Raw genomic sequence first — 22,611 nt, 5'->3', positions numbered from 1 at the left:
CTGAGCTGGAAAAAATTAAGATCATGGTCTTGCCGAATGGAGAGAAGATGGCCACTGAGATATCCAAAAAACAGCGCGAAATCCTGGATGCTCTTCATATGTGTGCCTAAACGCTGGGGAGGTCAGGCTGGAACTGATGCTTGAGGCGGGATCCGCCTCCGGCGCCGGTGGGGGGGGCCTGAGACGCCGACTTCCCCGCACGGGGCGATATTTCTGATAAATTTATAAATATAAACGAATACTCCTGGCGGCGCCGAAAGTCCGACCGGCCGGAAGACCGCCGCGTGCTGGCCAGGAGTACCGGGGTCTCAGCCCGTCTGTCCCGATCGGCCCTGCGGGGTCCGCGAAGCCGGGAGGCGGGGGAGGGGCCGGCCGACGATCCCGCGCCGTGGAATCGCCGTGCGAAAGAGGGCGTGCAGGATTGGGGTCGCGTCGCAGGCTCTCTGGGTCCCTACCACACTGATAGGGTCCCCGGAGTTGTGCTCGATAGAACCAGAGCTAAATTCTGTCCTCTGTCTCGCTTTGCATCTCCTCTCTGGATATATAGGCACCTTTAACTGATCGGGTGTATGACGCCTCGGCGGGCGACGGAAAAGTCGTTAACTATCTAGTAGATTGCTTCAAAGCCGGTGGAGTACAGTTGCGGATTTCGGATTTAAAAGTATTATTATCTATATATTTTAACGAGTGCCCCGCAGCTCTACTGTGGGGTACGCCGTCGCAATTTGATTATAAATATATTTTTTAAAAAAATATGTGCTCGATAATTTTTTAAAGAATCTTTATGACAGCCGTTATGACCGCGATTAGCACTACAACAATTGCAGCAAGACGGTACCATGAGGAGTTCTCAATATTGTGAATTTTTGTCTGAAGCATGTGATGTTTGATAGTCTTTCTAGTGGTTTTTAGATTTCTGTTAATGAGAAAATCTAATATATTCATCATACCTCTGACTTTGCGATCAGTGGATTGTTCAACAGGTCTAATATCGTTTTTTTCACATAGTTCAGCCTCTTTCATTCCGCCTAAGAAATCAAGGGTAGATATGTCATTTAATGTAAATAGATTATACATTTTGCCTTTATCTCCGTGATCTACATATAATTTACCATATTCTGACTCGATTACGTCATCGAGATCTAATACAGAATTTATTCTGGGTGGTTTCTTTCCGAATAGTTCTTGATACCTTCTTTCAAGAATTTGTGGCCCATATGTCACCCCTTTAAAGTTCCATCCTACATATGTTCTATTAGGGTTGCGCTGGACATAATTATAAAATCCTAGGAGAACTGTTTCCTCATCGCCATCTAACGCAGAAAAAACCTGTGTATTTCGATTATTATATTCAGATATCACGATACAGGGAATCTTTATTGGATGTTTTGAGACGTCCGTACAGGCATAATGTAATAGAACGATATTATCCTTATTATCACAGAGATAGTGTAATTGATTGTCCATTTTAGTCCACCTATATTATAAAAATATCTTTCGCTTTCGTTAAGCCATAATTTTCTAAAGGTTATCAAATTAAGTATATAATCACATCCCCATCACTCGCTCCGCCGCCTCCAAAAGGTCGTGGACGACGTGGTCCCCCGACTCCATCCGCTCCCGGTCGAGGTAGAGGGCGGAGAGCCCCGCCTCCTTAGGAACCTCGTAGTCGAAGTAGCGGTGGTCGCCGATGTGAACCACCTCGTCAGGCTTCGCCCCGAGATGGCGGCAGAGGTCGAGGAAGGTCTCGGGGTAGTCCTTCACCTTTCCGAAGACGGAGGTGACGGATAAGATCTCCCGGAAGTGGTGCCTGTAGCTTCCCAGCTCGAACTCCACAAACTCCGTGGCGCCGTTGGAGGCGACTACGAGGTCGAATTTCTCCGAGAGGAGGCCGAGGACCTCCTCAGTCTCGGGGTAGAGCTCGACGTCGGCCCTGAACATCTCCAGGAGGTCGTGATGGGCGATATCTATCTCGAAGCGGTCGAGCCAGTGGGAGAGGTCGTACCACCGCAGGTCCCTCGTCCCGACGGACATGTACTCGTCGTAGACGATCCTTTGGGCCTCTTCCAGGCCGATGCCGTGGCGCCGGGCGTATAGGGAGGGGACCCCCTCCAGCCAGACCCGCTCGACGTACCGCGATGTGACGAGGGTCCCGTCCATGTCGAAGGATATGATCTTGATCATCTCTGCCCACCAACCTTTCCGGTTACTGGACCCTCGGCCTTGTTAAGCTTTTGCCGCCTCCGCCATTCCGCCTCCCTTCCCTACCCCCTCCCGCCATCCCTCCGCCGTCCCGTCAACATTTCCCGCCGTCCCTCCTCCGTTCCCTCCACCGTCCCTCCACCGTCCTGCGGGGTGCAGCCCCGATCCCCGGAGGCGGGCAGTGGAGCCGGGAGGCCGGGGGGCGGTCGCCGCCGCCCGACCCCGAAGCTATTTAAGCTATGGGGGAATCATGGGGGGCGAACCTTCCATGATGGAGAACGTCGTCCCCGCCCTCATACTCACCACCCTCGCTGGCCTCGCCACCGGGGTCGGGGGGCTCATAGCCTACTTCATCCCGAGGCCGGACATGAGGTACCTATCGGTCAGCCTCGGCTTCGCCACGGGGGTGATGATCTTCATCGCCTTCGTCGACCTGTTCTCCAACGCCAGGGAGGAGATTGGGGCGGGGTACGCGAACCTCTTCTTCCTGGGGGGGCTGCTGACGGTCTTCTTCCTCGACAAGGTCGTCCCCCACGCCCACATGAACGGCCGGGCTGACCCCCACTGCGACCGGCTCTACCGGGGCGGTATCATGCTCGCCCTGGGGATCGCGATCCACAATCTGCCCGAAGGGGCGGCCGTCGCCCTCGTCTCCATGGCAGATCTGAGCCTGGGCATACCCATCGCCATCGCCATAGCGATCCACAACATCCCCGAGGGTATCGCCGTCTCCGTCCCCCTCTACTGCGCCACCTCCGACCGGAAGAAGGCGAGCTTATACTCCTTCCTCGCCGGGATGGCCCAGCCCCTGGGGGCGATCCTGGCCATCCTCATCCTCATGCCGTTCTTAACCGACTTCGTCCTCAACGCCTCGATAGCCTTCGTCGCCGGGATCATGGTCATGATCTGCTTCGACGAGCTGATCCCCATCGCCAACTCCTACGGCGACGAGCACCTGACGAACGCCGGCCTCATCGCCGGGATCTTCGTGATGATGGTCGCCCTGGCGCTCTTCCAGTGAGTCGAGTTATGAGAAATCGGGGGGGTGGGGGACCCACGACGGAGGAGCTGACCGGTTGCGAAGAAATGTGGCATAATCAGCCGATTGATAATAGCAATTGATAACACGTGATAACCTTTATTAATCAGAACTCCATCTAACGGCGAAGAGGCGAGGATGACCTATTGTTTGATGGCGGTCTATAGGCCGGAGGGGACCATTGGTCGATCTGGGGCCGGCGGATCTGACGGGGTGTTCCGTTGATCCCGGACTGGATGAAGGAGACGGGAGGTGGATCCTTTGAGGCTCCGCCAGCCGTCGGGAGGGGGAAGAAGGCAAAGGCGAGCTTCGTCAAGAAGACGATCGACGGCGTCTTCAGATTCTTCCAGGAGGCGCTCGTCACCGAGTCCTTCACCAAGAAGGACGGCCTCCTCCAGAGCCTCGACCCCCGGGTGAAGATGATATCGATCCTTTCAATCGTCTTCGCCGTCTCGGTGACGGGCGACCTTCGCCTTCTTGCCATCGTCTACCTCCTCACCCTCCTCTTCGCCCGCCTCAGCAAGATTGGGATCGCCTTCTTCATAAAGAGGGTATGGCTCTTCGTCCCCTTCTTCGCCGGGGTGATCGTCATCCCCGTCATCTTCAACGTATTCCTCCCCGGCGACCCCCTGATACCGATAATGAACCTACCTCCAGATGCCCACCTGGGGCCCTTCGCCCTTCCCGACTCGATCTACATCACAGAGCAGGGGGTGATGACCGCCGCCACCTTCACCCTCAGGGTGGCGACGGCGGTCTCGGCGGTCGTCCTACTATTCCTCTCCACGCCGCAGCAGCTCCTCTTCAAGTCTCTCCGGTCCCTCCGGGTCCCCAAGGTCTACGTCCTCACCATGACCATGGCCTACCGCTATATCTTCCTCTTCATGGAGATGATAAGAGACCTTCATGTGGCCAAGAAGAGCAGGACGATAAGGAGCATGAGCCTCAGAGACGAGCAGAGGTGGGTCGGAGGGAGGATAGGCTACATGCTGATAAAGTCCCTGGACATGAGCGAGAAGGTCCACATGGCTATGGTCTCCAGAGGCTTCTCCGGCGACGTCCGGATCATTCACGACTATCATATTCGAAGGCGCGACAGCCTGGCAGCCGCTTTCGCCATCACATTGTCCCTGGCCCTCCTCCTCGCTTCCACAAATCTCCTCCAGCTATGAGGTTTAGAAGATGACGATCATATTCGATCTCAAGGACGTTTCATACTCCTACCTGGGAAAGTTCGAGGCCCTGTTGGGAATAAACCTCCAGATATCCCGGGGGGAAGAGGTCTCCCTCATCGGGTCCAACGGCTCTGGGAAGTCCACCCTTCTATCGATCATGGACGCCCTAATATTCCCCACCACCGGCGAGTTTCGAGCCTTTGGAGAGGAGGTGGAAGAGGATGTCTTCGATTCCCTCGCCGAGAGCGAATTTAGATCCTTCTTCAGAAAGAAAGTTGCCTTCGTCTTCCAGAACTCCGACGTCCAGCTCTTCAGCTCGACGGTCTACGACGAGATCGCCTTCGGCCCGCTGCAGCTCGGGATAGCGACAGAGGAGGTGGCCGGGAGGGTCGACGACGTTATGGGGCTCGTCGAGATCTCTAAGCTCAGGGATCGGGCGCCCCACACCCTCAGCGGCGGAGAGAAGAAGAAGGTCTGCATAGCCTCGGCCCTGGCAACAAACCCAGATGTCCTGCTGCTGGACGAGCCGACCGCGGGCCTCGACCCGAGAACTCAGCTCTGGCTTATAGAGCTATTTCAGGAGCTGGGGCGGGCTGGAAAGACGATCGTCGTGGCCACCCACGACCTGGACACCGTCGAGCATATCAGCAAGAGGGCGGTGGTGATCGGCGAGGACCACACCATAAAAGCCGACAGGAACTCCTGCGACGTCATCGGAGACCTGGACCTTCTCCTGGCCTCAAACCTGATCCACAAGCACATGCACCGGCACGGCTCCGTATATCAGGAGCATTACCACCCTCAGTACCAGGGCCACAAGAAGGTAAAGGTCTGATGGAAGAGACCTCGGCCGCTCCCGTCAGAGGGAGATGGCCGTTCCGTCTTACTCACAGCCTTCAATCCGCCGAGGGAAAGATGAAGCCGAATCGTTCGATCGTTCGTCTTGATGCTACGTGTGCTGTGCCGTGACGATTTAGTAATATTATAAAATAACATACTCTCGTTTTGTGTTGAAATAGATAGATTCTTATACTCCAGATCGCAACGTCCAGTCTGGTGATGTTATGCATATCCCTGACGGCTATCTTGGGCCATACACCTATATCGCCATGTGGATCATCATGTTCCCGATATGGATATACGCCGGGCGTAGGCTCAGCCGGGAACTCCGTACGAGGCAGGTGCCTCTCCTGGCTCTTGCAGCCGCCTTCTCCTTCGTCATAATGATGTTCAACCTCCCGATCCCAGGCGGGAGCACCGGCCACGCCGTAGGCGGGGCGATCGTGGGTATCGTCCTCGGCCCCTGGGCCGGGGTGATCGCCATATCTGTCGCCCTGATCCTCCAGGCACTGATATTCGGGGACGGCGGGATAACGGCGATAGCCGCGAACTGCTTCAACATGGCGGTGGTGATGCCCTTTGCTGCCTTCTACGTCTATAAGATTATAAGCGGAAGCTCCGCCATCGCCTCCCAAAAGAGGGTCGTCGCCTCGGCGATAGCAGGTTACGTCTCCCTCACCCTGGCCGCCGGCCTCACGGGGGTGATGTTCGGGATCCAGCCGCTCCTCCACACCGACGCCGGCGGGATGCCCCTCTACATGCCTTACGGCCTCAATATCGCCCTCCCGGCGATGCTGGCGGAGCACGTCCTCTTCTTCAGCTTCGTGGAGGCGATAGTCACTGCCCTGATCTTCGCCTACATCCAGAAGACCGATCCCAGCCTCCTTATGTACGACAGCCCTACGTCCAAGAGGCTGGCGAAGGGAGCCGCCGCCTGAGGTGATGATTCATGGATAAGTCGATAAGAAACATGGTCATAGGCCTTCTGATCCTGGTTGTCCTGGTGCCCCTGGGGCTCATCGCCACCGGAGAGACCTTCGGCGAGTGGGGCAACGAGGAGATCGAAGAGAAGCTGGGGTACGTCCCCCGGGGGCTTGAGGAGCTATCCTCCTTCTGGCAGAGAGCACCCCTCCCTGACTACGCCTTCGAGGGCGACGAGTCGACCGGTGGAGCCGTCATCGCGTACGTCCTCTCCGCCATCATAGGCGTCGTCCTCGGCGGCGGTCTCCTCTACTTCGCGGGAAAGAGAATAGCAAAGGACTAGATCAGATCGACCGGTCCGTTCCATGCTGGGGAGGGGGACAGATCCCATCCAGAGAGGATGGCCCTCTGCCACCCGTCCCTTTTTCTTCCTCAGTCTTCATGCAATCTCTTCCTCGCCCTCTACCTTGCCCCATCCACGTCCTCCGCCGCCTTCTCGACGGCCCGGGACCCCTTCTTTCGTAGCTCCCCCGAGAGCTTCGCATAATGCCTCATGGTGTCGGGGGTGACGGAGGGGCCCACATCCTCCAGGGCGGCGAGGAAGTGGCTCTTTCTCACCTCGACGGCGTTCATATCCTCCCGGAGGGCGAGCCTCCCCGCCTTCCTGCATATAGAGGCGATGTCGGCCCCCGTATACTCCTGGGTCTTCTCGACGAGTTCATCGAGATCGACGTCATCGGCCAGGGGCATCTTCCCGGTGTGGACGGCGAAGATCTTCTTCCTCGATGCGGCGTCTGGGACCGGGACCATGATCAATTCGTCAAACCTTCCGGGCCTCACCAGGGCGGGATCGATTATGTCGGGGCGGTTGGTGGCGGCTATTACGACGACGCCCCGAAGCTCCTCCATCCCGTCGATCTCGGAGAGGAGCTGGTTTACTATCCTCTCGGTGACGTGGGGCTCCCCGGCACCGCCGCCCCGGATGGGGGCGAGGGAGTCGAGCTCATCGAGGAATACTATTGCAGGGGCCACCTGCCGCGCCTTTCTGAAGATCTCGGCGATATGCCGCTCGCTCTCGCCGTACCACTTCGAGAGGATCTCGGACCCCTTCGTCGTGATGAAGTTGGCGTTGGACTCGTTGGCGACGGCCTTGGCGAGGAGCGTCTTTCCCGTCCCCGGCGGGCCGTAGAGGAGGACGCCCTTGGGAGCGTCGATACCGAGCCTCCTGAAGTTCTCGCCGTAGACCAGGGGCCACTCGACGGCCTCGACGAGGAGCTGCTTCACCTCTTCAAGGCCGCCGACGTCGGCCCAGGTGACGTTCGGCACCTCGATGAGGATCTCCCGCAGGGCGCTGGGGGAGACTTCGTGGATCGCCGACGACAGGTCGCCCCTGGTAACCACCAGCTCTTCGAGGATCTCGGCAGGAATCGTCGGCAGGTCGAGGTCGATTTTTGGGAGGACCCGCCGAAGGGCGTTCATCGCCGCTTCCCTCGTGAAGGCGGCGATGTCGGCTCCGACGAAGCCGTAGGTCAGCTGGGCGAACTCGTCGAGGTCGACGTCCTCGGCCAGAGGCATCCCCCTCGTATGGATCTGGAGGATCTCGCGCCTCCCCTCGAAGTCGGGGACCCCTAGCTCGATCTCCCGGTCGAACCTCCCCGGCCTTCTGAGGGCCGGGTCGACGGCGTCGGGCCTGTTCGTCGCCCCGATGACGATGACGTTCGTCCTCTCTTTGAGGCCGTCCATGAGGGATAGGAGCTGGGCTACCATCCTCCGCTCCATCTCCCCGGCGACCTCCTCTCTCTTGGGGGCGATGGAGTCGAGCTCGTCGAGGAATATGATCGCAGGTGCGTTCCTCTCCGAATCCTCGAAGACCTCTCTTATCCTCTTCTCCGACTCGCCGTAGTACTTGGAGACGACCTCGGGGCCGTTGATCGAGGCGAAGTGGGCGCTGGACTCGTTGGCGACGGCCTTCGCCAGCATAGTCTTCCCCGTCCCCGGGGGGCCATGGAGGAGGACGCCCCTGGGGGGGTCGATCCCCAGCCTCTCGAAGAGCTCCGGATGCTTGAGGGGGAGCTCGATCATCTCCCGGACCCTCTGGATGGCGTGCTTCATCCCCCCCAGATCCTCGTAGACGACCTCCGCCGCCTGCCGGGCGTCGACGGCCCGGGCGATCAGCTCGATCTTCGTATCGGCAGATATCCTCACCATAGTCCCCGAGGGGACGGTGGAGAGGACCCTCATCTTCACCTCTCCGAAGCCGAAGGCCGAACCCCTCTCGGGCCTCTTGAAGATCTCGTCGAACATCGAGTCCTTCCCAGAGGCTTGCGCGCTCGCCGGCCGCCGGAGGGTGGTGGTGGAGATGATGTCCCCCTTGGAGACGGGCCTTCCCGAGAAGACCTTCGTCAGGGTCTCGCTGGGGATATCGATCTGGATCCCGCGACCTACGGGGGCGAGGGTCACCTTCTCCGCCGGGGACCACTCGGCCTTCGAGACCTCGACGAACTGGCCGATGGAGGAGCTGGAGTTGGACCTGATGAGGCCGTCCATCCTGACGACTTCCATATCCTCGTCGGTGGGGTAGGCCTTAGCCGCGAGGGCGCTGGTGGGCTTTCCGCCCTTTATGTTCACCACGTCGTACTCGACGAGCCCCAGGTCGGCCATCTGCCGCTCGCTGATCCGCACGATCCCCTTTCCCACGTCCCTCTGGTCAGCCTCTATGATCTTCAGCCGGATGGATTCGGAGTCGGTCATCTCTAAAACACCCTCTCGACCGCTATTTATGGACGAGTTTCTAGTTAAGTATTCTCCTCATTCGACGACGGCAACGTATTTTGAAGACGGATTAGCTCTATTAGAACCCGAAGAGCCCAGCTCTAAAACCGCCTCAACTTCGGGGACGAAGAATATATCATCCCTACCTATTAGAACTATAGAACCGATTTCGTCCCGAAGAGCTTGTAACGGATGAAGGCGGAATAGATTTACAAAGAGAGATCGAGATGGTGATGATATCATGACCCTCCAGCCCAGAAAGCTCCTCGTCCCCGCCCTCCTCTTCCTTTTTGCCCTGGTCTATCTGAACGCCCCCCAGGGAGGAGGTAGAGACCTTCCCATCGACCTGATCGAGCTTCCGCCGGGCTTCGAGATCGAGGTCTACGCCGCCGACGTTCCCGGCGCCCGGTCCCTCGCCCTCGGCGCCGAAGGGACGGTATTCGTGGGGACGCGGTCTCAGGGGAGGGTATACGCCATAAGAGATGAGGACGGGAACGGCCGGATCGATCCCGGCGAGGTCTTCGTCATAGCCGAAGGGCTCGACCTTCCCAACGGCGTCGCCTTCCGGGACGGGTCGTTGTACGTCGCCGAGGTGAGCCGGATCCTCAGGTTCGACGGGATCGAGGCGAGGCTGGGGGATCCGCCCGTGCCCATAGTCGTCAAGGACGACCTCCCGAGGGAGAGGTCCCACGGCTGGAGGTTCATCGCCTTCGGCCCCGACGGCAAGCTCTACGTCGCCATCGGCGCCCCCTGCAACGTCTGCGACCCCGGCGACCCCTATGCCACCATCACCAGGATGGACCCCGACGGCGGAAACTTCGAGATCTTCGCCCGGGGCGTCAGGAACACCGTCGGCTTCGACTGGCACCCCGGGACGGGGGAGCTCTGGTTCACCGACAACGGCCGCGACTGGATGGGGGACGACCTCCCTCCCGACGAGCTGAACCGGGCCGCTGTGGCGGGGCTCCACTTCGGCTTTCCCTTCTGCCACGCCGGAGTACCCGACCCCGCCTTCGGCGCGTCGAGGGGTTGCGGCGAGTTCGTCTCCCCGGAGATGAAACTGGGACCCCACGTCGCCGCTCTCGGGATGAGGTTCTATTCGGGGACGGCCTTCCCGCCGGAGCGCCGGGGCGCGATCTTCATCGCCGAGCACGGATCCTGGAACCGGGCCGACCCCATCGGCTACCGGGTGACGACCGTCAGTCTCGAGGACGGGAGGGCTGCTGGCTACGACGTGTTCGCCGAGGGGTGGCTCCAGGGGAGGGAGGCCTGGGGAAGGCCTGTGGACCTTATGGTGATGGACGACGGGTCCCTTCTCGTATCTGACGATTTTGCCGGGGCGATCTACAGGATCCTCCACGTCGGGGTCTAAGACCCCGAAAAGGCCGGGTCGTAACCCGCCCCTGGAGCTTCGACCCGGAGGATCCCCCGGTGGGAACGGCTCCAGGGGCCGGGATCTTCAACCCGGACCTCTCCTCGCGGCCGCCCAAACCCGGCCATCGGACGCCTCCTCGCCTATCTATCGCCCAAAAGTTACATATAATTAAGAGATCATATCTTCTTTTATAAAGAAGTGTGGTGGTCTGATATATCCTGAAAGGTCCAGAAGATATCGATAATATCGTATTCTCCGCGGATCTTCGTTGGGCCCGCCTTCCAAATCAGGATATCATCAACAAATTATATAGTTGCAGGTGAAGGATCATGTCCAAAAATAGAAGGGAAGATCGAAATAGGGTCGACTTCCAGCCCCGGGGAGAGGTCTATCCGTCTCCTTCAGACTGGAGGGACCAGTTCATCTACCACCTGATGGTCGACAGGTTCAACGACGGCGATGAGAAGAGGCCAGCCTACGAGGAGAGCCTCCCCCGGGACAGAGACGACTCGGAGGGGGACCGGTGGCAGGGGGGGACCCTCAAAGGGGTATCGAAGAAGATGGATTACATCAAGGGGCTCGGCTGCACCGCCATCTGGCTCAGCCCGATATTCAGGAACCGGGACGGCGAGAACACCTATCACGGTTACGGGACGCAGAACTTCCTGGAGGTCGACCCCAGGTTCGGGACCGTGAAGGATCTCCAGGATCTCGTCAAGAAAGCCCATAAGAAGGGGATCCGCGTCATCCTGGACGTCGTCATGAACCATACCGGGGATAACTGGGCGTATCCTGGGGGGTACCCCTACTACTACTGCGATGGTCAGAGGTTCGATTTCGGGTTCTGGAGACGGTCAGACACCCCGGAGGAGGGGGACGGCGGATCTGTTTTGCCCAGGGAGTTTGAGAACCCCGAATGGTATAGAAGAAAGGGTGAGATCAGGAACTGGGACGCCTTCCCCGAGACGAGGGACGGCGACTTCCTCTCCCTCAAAGACCTGGACACCTCAAATAAAGAGGTCTTGAAGGCGCTGATAGACGTCTACAAGCACTGGATCGCAGAAGCCGACATCGACGGCTACCGCCTGGATGCGGCAAAGCACCTGGAGGAGTCGTCCACCGCCATATTCTGCAACGCCATCCGGGAGTACGCCCAGAGGATCGGAAAGAAGAACTTCTTTCTCTTCGGCGAGATCGTCGGCGAGGACAGCTTCATCGACCAGTACATCGGTCGAAACGCCCGAATTCCGGGGACCAACGAGCGGTTCCCCTCCCTGGACGCCGCCCTGGACTTCCCCCTCTGGGGGGTGCTGGAATGGGTGATCAAGGGCTTTCGAAACCCCGCGGCCCTCAGGGAGAGGTACGCCAGGTTCTCCGACATCTACGCCGACCGGGGCGAGGCGGGGAGGAGGTTCGTCACCTTCGTCGACAACCACGACCAGATAGGCCGCTCCCCTAAGGGGAGGTTCCTCTTCGAAGACCCCCACCAGGATCAGGCGCTCCTCGCCGTCGGCTACCTTCTCACAAGCCAGGGGATCCCCTGCATCTACTACGGGACCGAGCAGGGCTTCGACGGCGGGGGAGACCACGACAAGTATCTGCGGGAGTGCATGTTTGGGGGGGGGTGGGGCGCCTTCAAGACCACAGGCCACCACTTCTTCAACCCGGAGCATCCCCTCTACAGATCGATATCCAGGATCGCCGAGATCAGGAAGAGGGAGCCGGCCCTCAGGTATGGTAGACAGTACTTCCGGGAGGTCTCCGGCGACGGCCGGAACTTCGGCCACCCCATCGATGGCAGGTGCACCCTCGCCTACTCCAGGGTCCTGGACGATACCGAGATCCTCGTCGCCATGAACCTCGACTGCGAACCGAGGGAAGAGTATGTCACCGTCGACCGAAACCTCACCCCCGAGGGAGGAAAGATGGAAGATCTCCTCCGGCCCGGCGATAGTTTCAGCGTCTTATCGGCGGGGGGGGCCGACGGGGGGGAGAGACACGCCGTCTGCGTCCCCCTGGCGGGACGCTCGATGGCGATATTGAAGCTTATCCCCTGATCTTTTGCGGATCAGGGCCCCCAAAAAATCTATCTCGGCGGGTTTCTTATGGCGGCCGGGGACGGACCGTCCTGCGATGTCGCCTTCTCAGGATACCGCAGTCCCACCAGCTCTCCCCGCCATGCGGACCCGGGCCTTTCCCCAGATATCTCATTCGGGGATATCGAACCGCACCCCGATCTTGAATATCCTCTCGGTGGGCAGCACGAGCTGGTCGAGGCCAGTCTTCTCTTTTATCTCCGAGAGGATCTCTTCGATCCTGGCCTGCGAGGCCGATATCGTAAACCACATGTTGAACCTGGTCTCGTTGGGCCGGAGGTAATTGTGAGAGATCTCCTGGAAGCCGTTGACGATCTCCGCCATCTCCTCCATCTTTCCATCGGAGACGGGGAGGGCTACGAGGACCCCTGAAAATCCGAGCCGCCTCATGTCCAGGATCGGTCCGATCCTCCTTATGATCCCCTGGTCCCGCAGCCTCTCTGCCCTCCTGATCGCCTCATCCTCGCCTATCCCCAGGTCCTCTCCCAGGGCCAAGAAGGGCCGGGCCGTCAGGGGGAACTCCTCCTGGACCATCTCGAGGAGCCTTCTGTCGAGATCGTCGAGGTCGGGCCTTTCCGCCACCATAGGCCGGCCTTCGATCCTCTCATCTGCGCCCCCCTTCTCCCCGGTAGCCTGATCCTCGATCCGCTTCCCCTCGATCCCCTCATCTCCGGTTGAAAAGGATTTCAAAATTTCAGGCCTCCAGATAGCTGCATAGAGGGTCAGACTCGAGATAGTCGCCGGTCAAGGCGTAGGCCCTCGCCCTGCACCCGCCGCAGACCTCCCGGCGGTCGCATCCGCCACACTTTCCAACTAGCTCCCTCTTTCGCAGGTCGACGAATACAGGCGAATTATCCCAGATATCCGAGAACTTCTCCTCCCTGATGTTCCCGGCGACGATCGGAAGGTAGCCGCAGGGGGTGACGTCTCCGGTCCTGGATACGAAGACGAAGTTCGTCCCCGCGAGGCAGGCGCTCCCCGGCACCCTCCTCCTCTCGGCCTCGGTGAGGACCTCTTTTGCGATACGGCCGTACTGAGGGGCACAGGTGACCTTAACCTCGATCTTCCGGTTCCTGGAATCTTGGGCCACCTGCCGAAGTATCTCATCCTGCTCTCCTGGGGTCACCAATTCATCCTCCCTCCCCCTTCCCGTCGGGACGAGGAAGAAGAGGTGGAACGCGACGGCCCCGAGCTTCTCGGCCAGGTCGATGGTGGCACCCACCAAAGAAAGGTTATCCTTGGTGACGGTCATGTTGATCTGGAAGTCGATGCGCCCCCGTAGGATATCGATCCCTCTCATGGCGAGGTCGAAGGACCCCTGACCCCTGGCTAGGTCGTGGATCTCGGGGGCGGGGCCGTCGAGGCTGATGGAGACCCGCATGATACCCGCCTCCTTCATCCTCTCGACCGCCTCGAACGAGAGGAGCGTCCCGTTCGTCGCCAGGGATACTCTGACGCCCCGGTCCCGAGCGTATCTTGCGATATCGAATATGTCGGTCCGGAGGAGGGGCTCCCCGCCGCTGAGGATCAGCATCGGCCGCCTGGGGGCCACCTCGTCGATGAAGGCCAGCGCCTCCTTCGTCGATAGCTCGCCCTCTTCCGGCGAGGCCTTCGCTGAGGCTCTGCAGTAATCGCAGGAGAGGTTACAGGCCCCCGTCACCTCCCAGGCTATGATCAGCATCTAGAGCATTCCCTTCTTGGAGAGGATCTCCGCGTTCAGGACGCTCGCCCCGGCGGCGCCCCGGACGGTGTTGTGGCCCATGACGATGTAGCGGATCCCCTCCCGGATCCGGCCGACGGAGACGGCCATACCCTTCCCGGCGTTCCTGTCGAGCCTCGGCTGGGGCCTGTCCGGCTCGTCCCGGACGATGATCGGCCTCTTCGGCTCCGTGGGGAGGTCGCCGAGGCCGGGGTTGAAGCTGAGGAACGCCTCCCTCACCTCTTCGGGGGTGGGGTCGGTCGCCATCTCCGCCCAGATCGCCTCGGTGTGGCCGTCCATGACGGGGACCCGGTGGCAGCTGGCGCTGACGGCGAAGGGGGCGTCGACGATCCGGTCGCCGTCGAAGGTCCCCAGGACCTTCTGGGCCTCCCGCTCCACCTTCTCCTCCTCCCCGGAGATGAAGGGGATTATGTTGCCCAGGATAGCCATGGAAGGGACCCCCTCGTAGCCGGCGCCGCTGACCGCCTGCATCGAGGCGACTATGACCCTCTGGATATCCATAGGCATCAGGGGCTTGAGGGTCAGGGCGAACATGATAGTGGTGCAGTTGGGGTTTGTGACGATGTAGCCGTCCCACCCCCGCTTCTTCTGCTGGACTTCGACCAGGCCGAGGTGGTCGGCGTTGCACTCGGGGATCATCAGGGGTACGTCCGGCTCTGCCCGGTATGCGCTGGCGTTGCTCGCGACTGCAAACCCTGCCTTTGCGAAGTCGGCCTCGACCTTCTTCGCCTCGTCGGCGGGGAGCGCCGAGAAGACGACGTCCGCCTCCACCTCCTTGGGGTCGACGTTGACGACCGTCATCTCAGCGACCTCGGAGGGAAGCTCGTGCTCCAGCCGCCATCGTGCAGCCTCGCGGTACTTCTTTCCTGCACTCCTCTCTGAGGCTGCAAGGCTTGTGAGCTCAAACCAGGGATGGTCCCATAGCTGTTCGATGAAACGCTGCCCTACCGCGCCCGTAGCTCCAAGAACGCCTGCTCTAATCTTGGCCATAGAAGATCACCTTGAACGACAACGGCTTTTTGGCGCGGACTTGATATAAATGCCTTCTCTGAAAAAGGGTCTGAACCGGGCTTGATTCTTGATTTTGAGCCCAAATCCCCAGAAGGAGAGGGGCATCATCCCAAGAGCCCCTGATCATTCGCGACCCTCGGCCTTCTGGGGGGGTGGTCCTGGAGCTATGCGCTCCGGGAGACGGGCGGGCGGCGCTCCCCAGCCATCGAGCAGAGCTGATATGAGGCTCCCCCGGAGGTCAGCAGGAGGTGACGGGGGAGTAATCGGCGGGGAGCTTGAAGTCGACCTTCATTCCCTCTGCGGCCCTCGACCTCGCCTCCTCCCCCGTCCCCGCCCCCCGAGCCGCGCCGGCGGCGATGTACTTCTTCAGGTCCATCCAGGCGGCCTCGACGTCCCTCGGGAGCTTGACGCACTTGGGGACCTGGTGGCGGCCGAGCCCCTTCGCCGCCATGCACCCTCCGCCGGTCTCTTTGCGGCGGGCGCACCGGAGGCGACAGAAGGCGGCGGTCCTGAGGAGGGCTCTCCCGACGTCTATGGTGCGGGGGGGGTCGGCCACCGACCGGGCATAGACTGCGGCGGCCATGGCGAAGAAGGAGAGGTTCTCTATCGTCGGCTCCGGCCAGACCTTCGATAGAAGCCTCATCACCCTGGGGTCGACCTCCTCCTTTGCCAGCTCCACCAGGGCCCGGTAGCCCCGGGCAGTCGGCGTCAGGAGGATCTGGTCGAACTCAAACTCCTTTCCGGTCCCCCTGCTGTCGGCGAGCTTGACGAACCTGGTGCCGTACCTCTCGGCGTAATCGAACATCTTGACCCCGTCGGAGGGAAGAGAAGGAGGGCATTTTATATCAGGGTTATTAAGCCGGAATGGGGGTTCAAATTACGACGATCCTGCCGGCAGGATCGTCCAGAGCGGTCACCGTTCAACCCCGATGGAACCGGAGTCTGCCTTCCCCCTTGCCGCCTTCATACAGAGCTTCTTTATATCCGTCCATCCTCGTGACGAAGGATACCTTGAGAGCCCTGATGATCCGCATCCAAGGCGAGAACAGGTGGCTTCTCCTGGACGCCCTCGCCATCGTCACCGGCCTCGTCGGGGGGATGGGGGCCGTCGTCTTCAGAAGGCTTGCCGAGGGGGTCCACCGCCTCTTCTTCGGACCGGTCCTCAACGCCCTCCCTGGCGGCGACGGGGGGATGGTCCTCCTTCCGGTCCTGGGAGGGCTGGTCGTTGGCCTTCTGATACTGCGGTTCGCCCCCGAGGCGAAGGGGGAGACAGTCCCGGCTCTGATGGAGACCCTCCATAAGAGAGGGGGGCGGATCCGTCCCCGGACGGCCCCTGCCATCCTCCTCGCCTCGGCCGTCACCATCGGGAGCGGCGGGAGCGCCGGCAGGGAGGGTCCCATAGCCCAGATAGGGGCCTCCTTCGGGTCCCTCCTGGGTCAGAGGCTCAGGCTGAACGTCACCGAAGTCCAGATCCTGGCCGTCTCGGGGTTTGTGGCGGGGCTCGCCGGGACCTTCAACGCCCCCCTGGGAAGCGCCATCTTCGGGATGGAGGTGGTTATGAGGCGTTTTCGGATGGTGGACGCCGTCCCCATCCTCCTCTCGGCGGTTGTCGGTGCGGCGACCGCCTCCGCCTTCCTCGGGCAGAACCCCGCCTTCACCCCCCTCTGGACCGAGATCCCCCTCCCGGAGCTCTTCCTTTGCTTATTTCTGGGGCTGATCTTCGGCGTCCTCGCCCTCCTCTGGGGGAGGCTCCTAGCCGGGGCCGAGAGGCTCTTCGAAGGGATCCCCCTATCTGAGGGGCTGAAGCCGGGGCTCGGAGGTCTCGTGGCCGGGGCAGCAGGGCTCTACTTCATCGGTTACGGGGTTATGGGAGTCGGATATGACGGCGTTGATAGGGTCCTCGCTATCGCATCGGGCCCCGCCGGATCGGAAGCATCCCGTCTCGCCCTATTCCTCCTGGCCCTGGCGGCGGCGAAGGCCCTGGCCACCGCCTCGACCCTCGGCTCCGGGGGGTGCGGAGGAACCATCGGACCGACCCTCGTCGTCGGAGCGGTGGCGGGAGCCTCCTTCGGCCTTCTATTCGGCGAGATACTGCCTGCCGCCGAGGGGCACGCTCCAGCCTACGCCCTCCTGGGGGCCGCCGCCCTCCTGGCGGGTTCGGCGGGGGCCCCCCTCGCCTCCGTGGTATTGATCTCGGAGATGGCCGCCGACTACTCCCTCCTTCCGGCCCTCATGATCGCCTCCGCCGCAAGCTACGCCGTCGCCTCCATCGGCCTGTCGGGGTCGACGATCTTCACCATGAAGCTCGTGAGGAAGGGGGTATCCCTGGAGGCGGGGGAGGCTCTCCTGGAGCGGGTCCTCGTGAGGGACGCCATGGTCCGGGAGGTCGCCTCCGTGGGGCCGGAGACGACGGTCAGGGATGCGATGGCGAGGGTCTTCCGAGAGAACGTCCGGGGTTTTCCCGTCGTCGAAGAAGGCAAGCTCGCCGGGATCGTCACCTTCGACGACCTTCGGCGAGTCCCGGAGGGGCGGCAGGGCGAGGTCAGGGTCGGAGAGGTGGCGGTGAAGGACGTTATAGTCGCCTTCCCCGACGAGAATATGAAGAATGCCATGGACCGCCTTTACAGAAACAACGTCGGCCGGCTAGTGGTGGTGGATCGAGAGGATCCGAAGAAGGTGGTCGGGATCGTCACCAGGACCGATGCCATCGCAGCCTACGAGGTCCTGAGCAGAGACGGGGCGAGGCGGGACTGATTACAGGTCGGCAGCCCTTAACGGCGGATCGGCTCCGGGATTCTTGTCGATCGATCACCGTCTTATCGTCTTCTGGTAATCATCTCTCGGCATCTGCCTCGTAGGCCCGGATGACGTCCGTCCTCGTGATCATCCCCACGAGCCTCTTCGGGTCGTCGCCGCTGACGACGGGGAGCCTCCCGATCTTGTTCTGGTACATCAGGTCCATGGCGTACTTCGTTGAATGGTCGGGGCGGACGGTGACGACCGCCCTCTCGGCGACGTCGCCGACGGTCGACTCATCCTGCTCTTCTACAGGAACGTTGCGGAGGTCATCGAAGGTGACGATCCCGACGAGCTCTCCGTCCCTGACCACGGGAAAGCCGGTGTGGTTGGTCCTGAAGACGAGATCCCGAAGCTCCCGGAGGGTCATCTCCTCCCCCACGGTGACGACCTCCCGATTCATCGCCTCGCCGACGGTGATCCCCCTCAGGACCGGCTGGGGCTGGTCGATGAAGATCCCCTTCTTGGCGAGCTTGATGGAGTAGATCGACGCCCCCCTCATCAGGATCTGGGCTGTGGCGTAGCTGAGGACGCAGGCGATGATGATGGGAGGGAGTCTGCCGTAGCTGCTCGCCATCTCCGGGATCATGACGATGCAGGTCAGGGGCGCCCGGGCGGCCCCGGCGAAGAGGGCCGCCATCCCCAAAAGGCCGTAGACCGTCGGGGAAGCGGTCGCCAGCCCCGGGAGGGCCGCCTCGGAGAGGAGGCCGAAGGCCACCCCGAAGACGAACCCGATGTAGAGGGAGGGGGCGAAGATGCCGCCGCTTCCTCCGGATCCGACGGTGAAGGAGGTGGCCAGGATCTTGACGAGGCCGAGGGTGACGAGGAAGAGGATCAAATCCGCCGAGGCCGAGAGGGCGGGCATCTCGAAGATCCTGGCGATCCCGTCGTAGCCGACCCCCATGATCCCGTAGCCGTAGAGGAGGTATCCGCCGATTCCGGCGACGATCCCTCCGACGGCGGGCTTCAGCATCTTGGGGACTCTGAGCCCCTCGAAGAGGTCTTCGATCGAATAGAAGAACCTCACCCAGGAGAAGGCGAGGGCCCCGAACGCCGGGCCCAGGACGAAGCAGAGGAGGAGGTCCTGGATCCCGAAGGAGAACTCGGGGTTTGTGAAGGCCGGGACGGGGGCGATGATGGTGCCTGCCACCGCCGCCCCGACGACCGCCGAGAGGAGGATCGGGACCGAGTCGTAGGGTGAGAACCTCCTGGCCACCACCTCCATGCTGAAGATGGCGCCGCCCATGGGGGCGTTGAAGGTCCCGGCGACCCCGGCGGCGACGCCGCAGACCGTCAGGAGCTTCAGGTCCTTTGGGCCGAGGCGGAAGATCTGGCCGATGAGGGAGCCGAAGGAGGCTCCGATCTGGGCGATGGGACCCTCCCTTCCGGCGCTTCCGCCGCTCCCGATGATCACCGCCGAGGCGAGGATGAGGAGAAATCCCACCCTCTTTCTGATCTGACCCCCGCCGACCTGGAGGCTCTCGATGATCTGGGGGACGCCGTGGCCCTTTGCCTCGGGGGCGAGGAGGCAGACGATGGGCCCGACGATGAGGCCGCCGATGATCGGATAGAGGATGACGGAGAGGCCCGGCCCCGCACCGGGATCGATCCCTGAGAAGAATATGCCGTGGATGAACTCGATGACCTTTTGAAAGAGGATCGCCCCAGCTCCTCCAGCGACGCCGATCAGCATCGCCAGCATGTCGATGTAGGCCCACCTGTAGCTGCGCGAAATCCTTCTGATTAGGCCGCCGTCGGCCGCTTGATCTTCTCTCAAGACGATCGCCCTCGGAGGCGCTCTACGACCCTTCCCTATCGGGGAGGTCGCGCCGCTTCTTATGCTTTTCCCGGCGGTCTTTTATGCCGGCCTCTTCGCAAGTATAGGCGGAAGCTCAGAAGAAGAGCCGTCTGCCGTTGACCCTCTTTTCATCCGCAAGCCAGAGTCTCGGAGAGGCCGGGGGCGGGGGCGTCGGCGGGAATTAGCGGGGGCGCGGAGGTCGGATGGCTCCGGGGCGTGGGCATCTGGAGGATCTAGTCGAACTCCGACTTCTTTTCGGTCGCCCGGCTGTCCGGCGAGTTTGCCGAAACGGTGGCCGTACCTTTCGGCGCAGTCGAACATCTTAACCACGTTGGGTAGGAGAAAGGGAGGGCATTTTATATCAGGGTTCTGAGGGCGGTTGGCAGGCGAAGCGAAAGGATGAAGTCAGCTTAAAAGAAATGTCGATCCAGGAATGCACAGTCTGGTCGATCAACTGGAACGGACCTGAGGAGAGAATAACGCATGGGTAAAACCGTCTTTAATAAGGTAGATTACGATTTGGACGCTCTGGTGAAGAAAGTCGCTCTAGGCGAAATCGGTCTGCCGGACATCCAGCGACCATTTGTCTGGAAAAATGCCAAGGCTCGTGACCTGTTCGATTCCATGTACAAGGGCTACCCTGTGGGCTACTTTCTTTTTTGGCAGAACGGATTATCATGGGATGAAGGAAAAACGATTGGCACTGACAATAAGCAGAAGACACCGCATCTAGTTATCGTTGATGGCCAACAACGACTTACTTCCTTGTACGCTGTTATCAAGGGAGTGCCGGTTATAAGGGAAAATTTCAAAAAAGAGCGCATTGAAATCGCCTTCAATCCGATGGAGGAGAAATTTGAGGTCGCCGACGCGGCTATCCGGCGCGACAAGTCGTTCATTTCTGACATATCTGTGTTGTGGAGTGAGGATGCTAAGGTAACGCGAATAATTAAGGATTACCTTGAAAATTTAAGGACTGTGCGAGAGGTAGATGAAGCCGAGGAATTGGCCATCGAAGACCGAATTTTGAGGCTTCAGGGATTGAGGAGTTACCCTTTTACTGCGCTTGAACTTGCCTCAGATATCGATGAAGAAGCGGTATCCGATGTCTTTGTACGCATCAACAGCAAAGGTACTCCTTTGAATCAGGCAGACTTTATTCTCACCTTGATGTCGGTATTTTGGGATGAAGGGCGGGCTGCCCTGGAGGAGTTCTGCCGCGAATCCCGCAAACCGTCGAAAGGAGCGGCATCACCGTTCAACTATTTCATCGAGCCGTCTCCGGATCAGTTATTGCGAGTCGGCGTGGGCATCGCATTCAAACGTGCTAGATTAAAATATATTTACTCAATTTTGCGCGGCAAGGATCTTGAAACTGAGAAATTTAGCGAAGAACTACGGGTACAGCAATTTGAACTGCTTAAAGATGCTCAGGAGCGGGTGTTAAATCTTCAATACTGGCATGACTTTATGAATTGTATTCGGCAAGCTGGTTTTCGCAGCGGTAAGATGATTAGCTCACAGAACAACCTCTTATTTTCCTACACGCTTTACCTGATCGGACGCACCGAATATAATGTGAAGGAATCTGATTTGCGCCAGGCAATTGCACGCTGGTTTTTCATGTCAGCTGTAACCGGACGCTTTACTGGCTCGCCAGAATCAGCCATGGAATTTGATCTGGCTCGGCTGCGAGATGTAAGCACTGCCGATGGCTTTGTGAGGATGCTCAACAATATTTGTGATATCACACTCACCAATGACTTCTGGGCGGTGTCGCTGCCTAATGATCTGGCAACCTCATCTCCGCGAAGTCCCTCGCTTTTTGCTTATTATGCTGCACTGGTACTGCTGGATTCGAAGGCGCTCTTTTCAAAGCTCAAGGTGGAAGATCTGCTGGATCCGACATTGCACGCAAATCGATCGGCTGTGGAGCGTCACCACCTCTTCCCTAAAGGCTATTTAACCAGGCTTGGGATTAATGCGGTCCGTGATACCAACCAGATCGCCAATTATGCCCTCGTGGAGTGGGGCGACAATTTAGATATTTCAGACCAAGCACCATCAGATTATCTGCCAGAGATTAAAGAGCGATTCAATCAGATGGAACTTGACCGAATGTACCACTTGCACGCGATGCCTTTCAATTGGGAACATCTTGAATTTCGTGATTTCCTTGAAACGCGTCGTGAGCTTATGGCTAAGATTATCGCCGAAGGCTATGTGACACTTGCAGCTGGAGAGATCGAGGAAGATTTAGCAGCCGCAGAGTTCGATCTATCGAGGGTGATTATAAGTGGAGAATCAGAAGAGCTAGAGTTCAAATCCACCCTGCGCACCAATCTGCACACCGGCACTAGAGATCCTCGCATGGAGTTCTCTGTGCTTAGAACTATAGCGGGCTTTTTGAACACCAACGGTGGAACTCTCGTAGTAGGTGTTTCCGATGATGGCAGCCCTGTGGGTATCCAAGTGGATAATTTTGCCAACGAAGACAAGATGAATCTTCATCTTGTGAATATTGTTAAGGAACGTATGGGAATTCAGGCAATAACCAGCCTGTACGTCCGATTTGATGACCACGAAGACAGCCGTGTGATGGTTATCAAATGCCGAAAAGTTCCGACGCCAGTATTCTTGAAAGACGGTGATATTGAACGATTTTACATTCGAACTGGGCCATCAACTACCGAACTAAGCGCTAGCCAGACCCAGGAATATATAAAACAGAGATTTGGCGCATGACCCTCGCAGAATACTCCGAACTCGCCTTGATAAGAGGCTGCCAGGAATATCCTAATTTCGGGAGATGGGGTGGAAGGCTGCTGACTGATTCGAAGGGACCTGGAGCAGCCCAAGAACCTAG

At 59.6% G+C, this 22,611-nt stretch carries 18 protein-coding genes; 9 read left to right on the top strand and 9 right to left on the bottom strand.

Going from position 1 to position 22,611, the window contains the following annotated elements:
• Positions 1–771 precede the first annotated feature (771 nt).
• Both P0O24_RS08250 and P0O24_RS08245 read right to left on the bottom strand, forming a co-directional pair.
• A complete protein-coding gene (locus tag P0O24_RS08250; RefSeq protein ID WP_316969273.1) occupies positions 772–1,362 on the bottom strand; it encodes a hypothetical protein in 591 nt (196 codons plus the stop codon).
• Positions 1,363–1,548: 186 nt separating this feature from the next.
• Positions 1,549–2,184, bottom strand: coding sequence for an HAD family hydrolase (locus P0O24_RS08245; RefSeq protein WP_316969272.1), 636 nt, complete (start codon positions 2,182–2,184; stop codon positions 1,549–1,551).
• A 268-nt stretch (positions 2,185–2,452) separates the two neighbouring features.
• Between P0O24_RS08245 and zupT the strand changes: the two genes are divergently transcribed.
• The 5 genes from zupT (at position 2,453) to P0O24_RS08220 (ending at position 6,520) form a co-directional block, all read left to right on the top strand.
• Positions 2,453–3,223, top strand: a complete 771-nt coding sequence (gene zupT, locus P0O24_RS08240) for a zinc transporter ZupT (protein ID WP_316969271.1) — start codon at positions 2,453–2,455, stop codon at positions 3,221–3,223.
• Between the two features lie 239 nt (positions 3,224–3,462).
• Positions 3,463–4,413 carry a cobalt ECF transporter T component CbiQ gene (gene cbiQ, locus P0O24_RS08235; RefSeq protein WP_316969270.1) on the top strand — a complete coding sequence of 317 codons (951 nt, stop codon included), beginning with the start codon at positions 3,463–3,465 and terminating at the stop codon, positions 4,411–4,413.
• A gap of 10 nt (positions 4,414–4,423) precedes the next feature.
• Positions 4,424–5,251 (top strand): energy-coupling factor ABC transporter ATP-binding protein, encoded by an 828-nt coding sequence (locus P0O24_RS08230; protein WP_316969269.1) that lies wholly within the window; start codon positions 4,424–4,426, stop codon positions 5,249–5,251.
• Between the two features lie 286 nt (positions 5,252–5,537).
• The gene (gene cbiM / locus P0O24_RS08225; RefSeq protein WP_394356750.1) at positions 5,538–6,194 is read left to right on the top strand and encodes a cobalt transporter CbiM; all 657 of its coding nucleotides are present in this window, start codon (positions 5,538–5,540) and stop codon (positions 6,192–6,194) included.
• 11 nt (positions 6,195–6,205) lie between these two features.
• Complete coding sequence (locus P0O24_RS08220; protein ID WP_316969267.1) at positions 6,206–6,520, top strand: PDGLE domain-containing protein; 315 nt, start codon at positions 6,206–6,208, stop codon at positions 6,518–6,520.
• 119 nt (positions 6,521–6,639) lie between these two features.
• Here the strand turns inward: P0O24_RS08220 and P0O24_RS08215 are convergent, their stop codons facing one another.
• The gene (locus tag P0O24_RS08215; protein WP_316969266.1) at positions 6,640–8,928 is read right to left on the bottom strand and encodes a CDC48 family AAA ATPase; all 2,289 of its coding nucleotides are present in this window, start codon (positions 8,926–8,928) and stop codon (positions 6,640–6,642) included.
• A gap of 262 nt (positions 8,929–9,190) precedes the next feature.
• Between P0O24_RS08215 and P0O24_RS08210 the strand changes: the two genes are divergently transcribed.
• The gene (locus P0O24_RS08210) at positions 9,191–10,321 is read left to right on the top strand and encodes a PQQ-dependent sugar dehydrogenase (protein ID WP_316969265.1); all 1,131 of its coding nucleotides are present in this window, start codon (positions 9,191–9,193) and stop codon (positions 10,319–10,321) included.
• On the opposite strand, the gene P0O24_RS08205 is transcribed toward P0O24_RS08210, so the two are convergent.
• Positions 10,318–10,449 carry a hypothetical protein gene (locus P0O24_RS08205; protein ID WP_316969264.1) on the bottom strand — a complete coding sequence of 44 codons (132 nt, stop codon included), beginning with the start codon at positions 10,447–10,449 and terminating at the stop codon, positions 10,318–10,320. The genes P0O24_RS08210 and P0O24_RS08205 overlap by 4 nt on opposite strands.
• Before the next feature lie 204 nt (positions 10,450–10,653).
• Between P0O24_RS08205 and P0O24_RS08200 the strand changes: the two genes are divergently transcribed.
• Positions 10,654–12,381, top strand: a complete 1,728-nt coding sequence (locus P0O24_RS08200) for an alpha-amylase family glycosyl hydrolase (protein ID WP_316969263.1) — start codon at positions 10,654–10,656, stop codon at positions 12,379–12,381.
• Between the two features lie 150 nt (positions 12,382–12,531).
• On the opposite strand, the gene ahbA is transcribed toward P0O24_RS08200, so the two are convergent.
• The 4 genes from ahbA to P0O24_RS08180 form a co-directional block, all read right to left on the bottom strand.
• Positions 12,532–13,110 (bottom strand): siroheme decarboxylase subunit alpha, encoded by a 579-nt coding sequence (gene ahbA, locus P0O24_RS08195; protein WP_316969262.1) that lies wholly within the window; start codon positions 13,108–13,110, stop codon positions 12,532–12,534.
• 4 nt (positions 13,111–13,114) lie between these two features.
• On the bottom strand, positions 13,115–14,101 hold the full coding sequence (locus tag P0O24_RS08190) for a radical SAM/SPASM domain-containing protein (RefSeq protein ID WP_316969261.1): 987 nt from the start codon (positions 14,099–14,101) through the stop codon (positions 13,115–13,117).
• Positions 14,102–15,130 carry an aspartate-semialdehyde dehydrogenase gene (gene asd / locus P0O24_RS08185; protein WP_316969260.1) on the bottom strand — a complete coding sequence of 343 codons (1,029 nt, stop codon included), beginning with the start codon at positions 15,128–15,130 and terminating at the stop codon, positions 14,102–14,104. It lies immediately after the preceding gene.
• Between the two features lie 259 nt (positions 15,131–15,389).
• Positions 15,390–15,956 (bottom strand): hypothetical protein, encoded by a 567-nt coding sequence (locus P0O24_RS08180; RefSeq protein WP_316969259.1) that lies wholly within the window; start codon positions 15,954–15,956, stop codon positions 15,390–15,392.
• 218 nt (positions 15,957–16,174) lie between these two features.
• Here P0O24_RS08180 and P0O24_RS08175 point away from each other — a divergent pair, with 218 nt between their 5' ends.
• Positions 16,175–17,905 (top strand): chloride channel protein, encoded by a 1,731-nt coding sequence (locus tag P0O24_RS08175; RefSeq protein ID WP_316969258.1) that lies wholly within the window; start codon positions 16,175–16,177, stop codon positions 17,903–17,905.
• Positions 17,906–17,984: 79 nt separating this feature from the next.
• Here the strand turns inward: P0O24_RS08175 and P0O24_RS08170 are convergent, their stop codons facing one another.
• The gene (locus P0O24_RS08170) at positions 17,985–19,724 is read right to left on the bottom strand and encodes a chloride channel protein (protein WP_316969257.1); all 1,740 of its coding nucleotides are present in this window, start codon (positions 19,722–19,724) and stop codon (positions 17,985–17,987) included.
• A gap of 504 nt (positions 19,725–20,228) precedes the next feature.
• On the opposite strand from P0O24_RS08170, the gene P0O24_RS08165 reads away from it, so the two are divergent.
• Positions 20,229–22,490: a GmrSD restriction endonuclease domain-containing protein gene (locus P0O24_RS08165; protein ID WP_316969256.1), complete on the top strand. Its 2,262-nt coding sequence runs from the start codon at positions 20,229–20,231 to the stop codon at positions 22,488–22,490.
• Positions 22,491–22,611: the final 121 nt, after the last annotated feature.

This window comes from Candidatus Methanocrinis alkalitolerans (genome assembly GCF_029167205.1).
In the GTDB taxonomy this organism is placed as follows: Archaea; Halobacteriota; Methanosarcinia; order Methanotrichales; family Methanotrichaceae; genus Methanocrinis; species Methanocrinis alkalitolerans.
The sequence above is the reverse complement of the archived record's forward strand: the minus strand, read 5'-3'. Positions and strand labels throughout refer to the sequence as shown.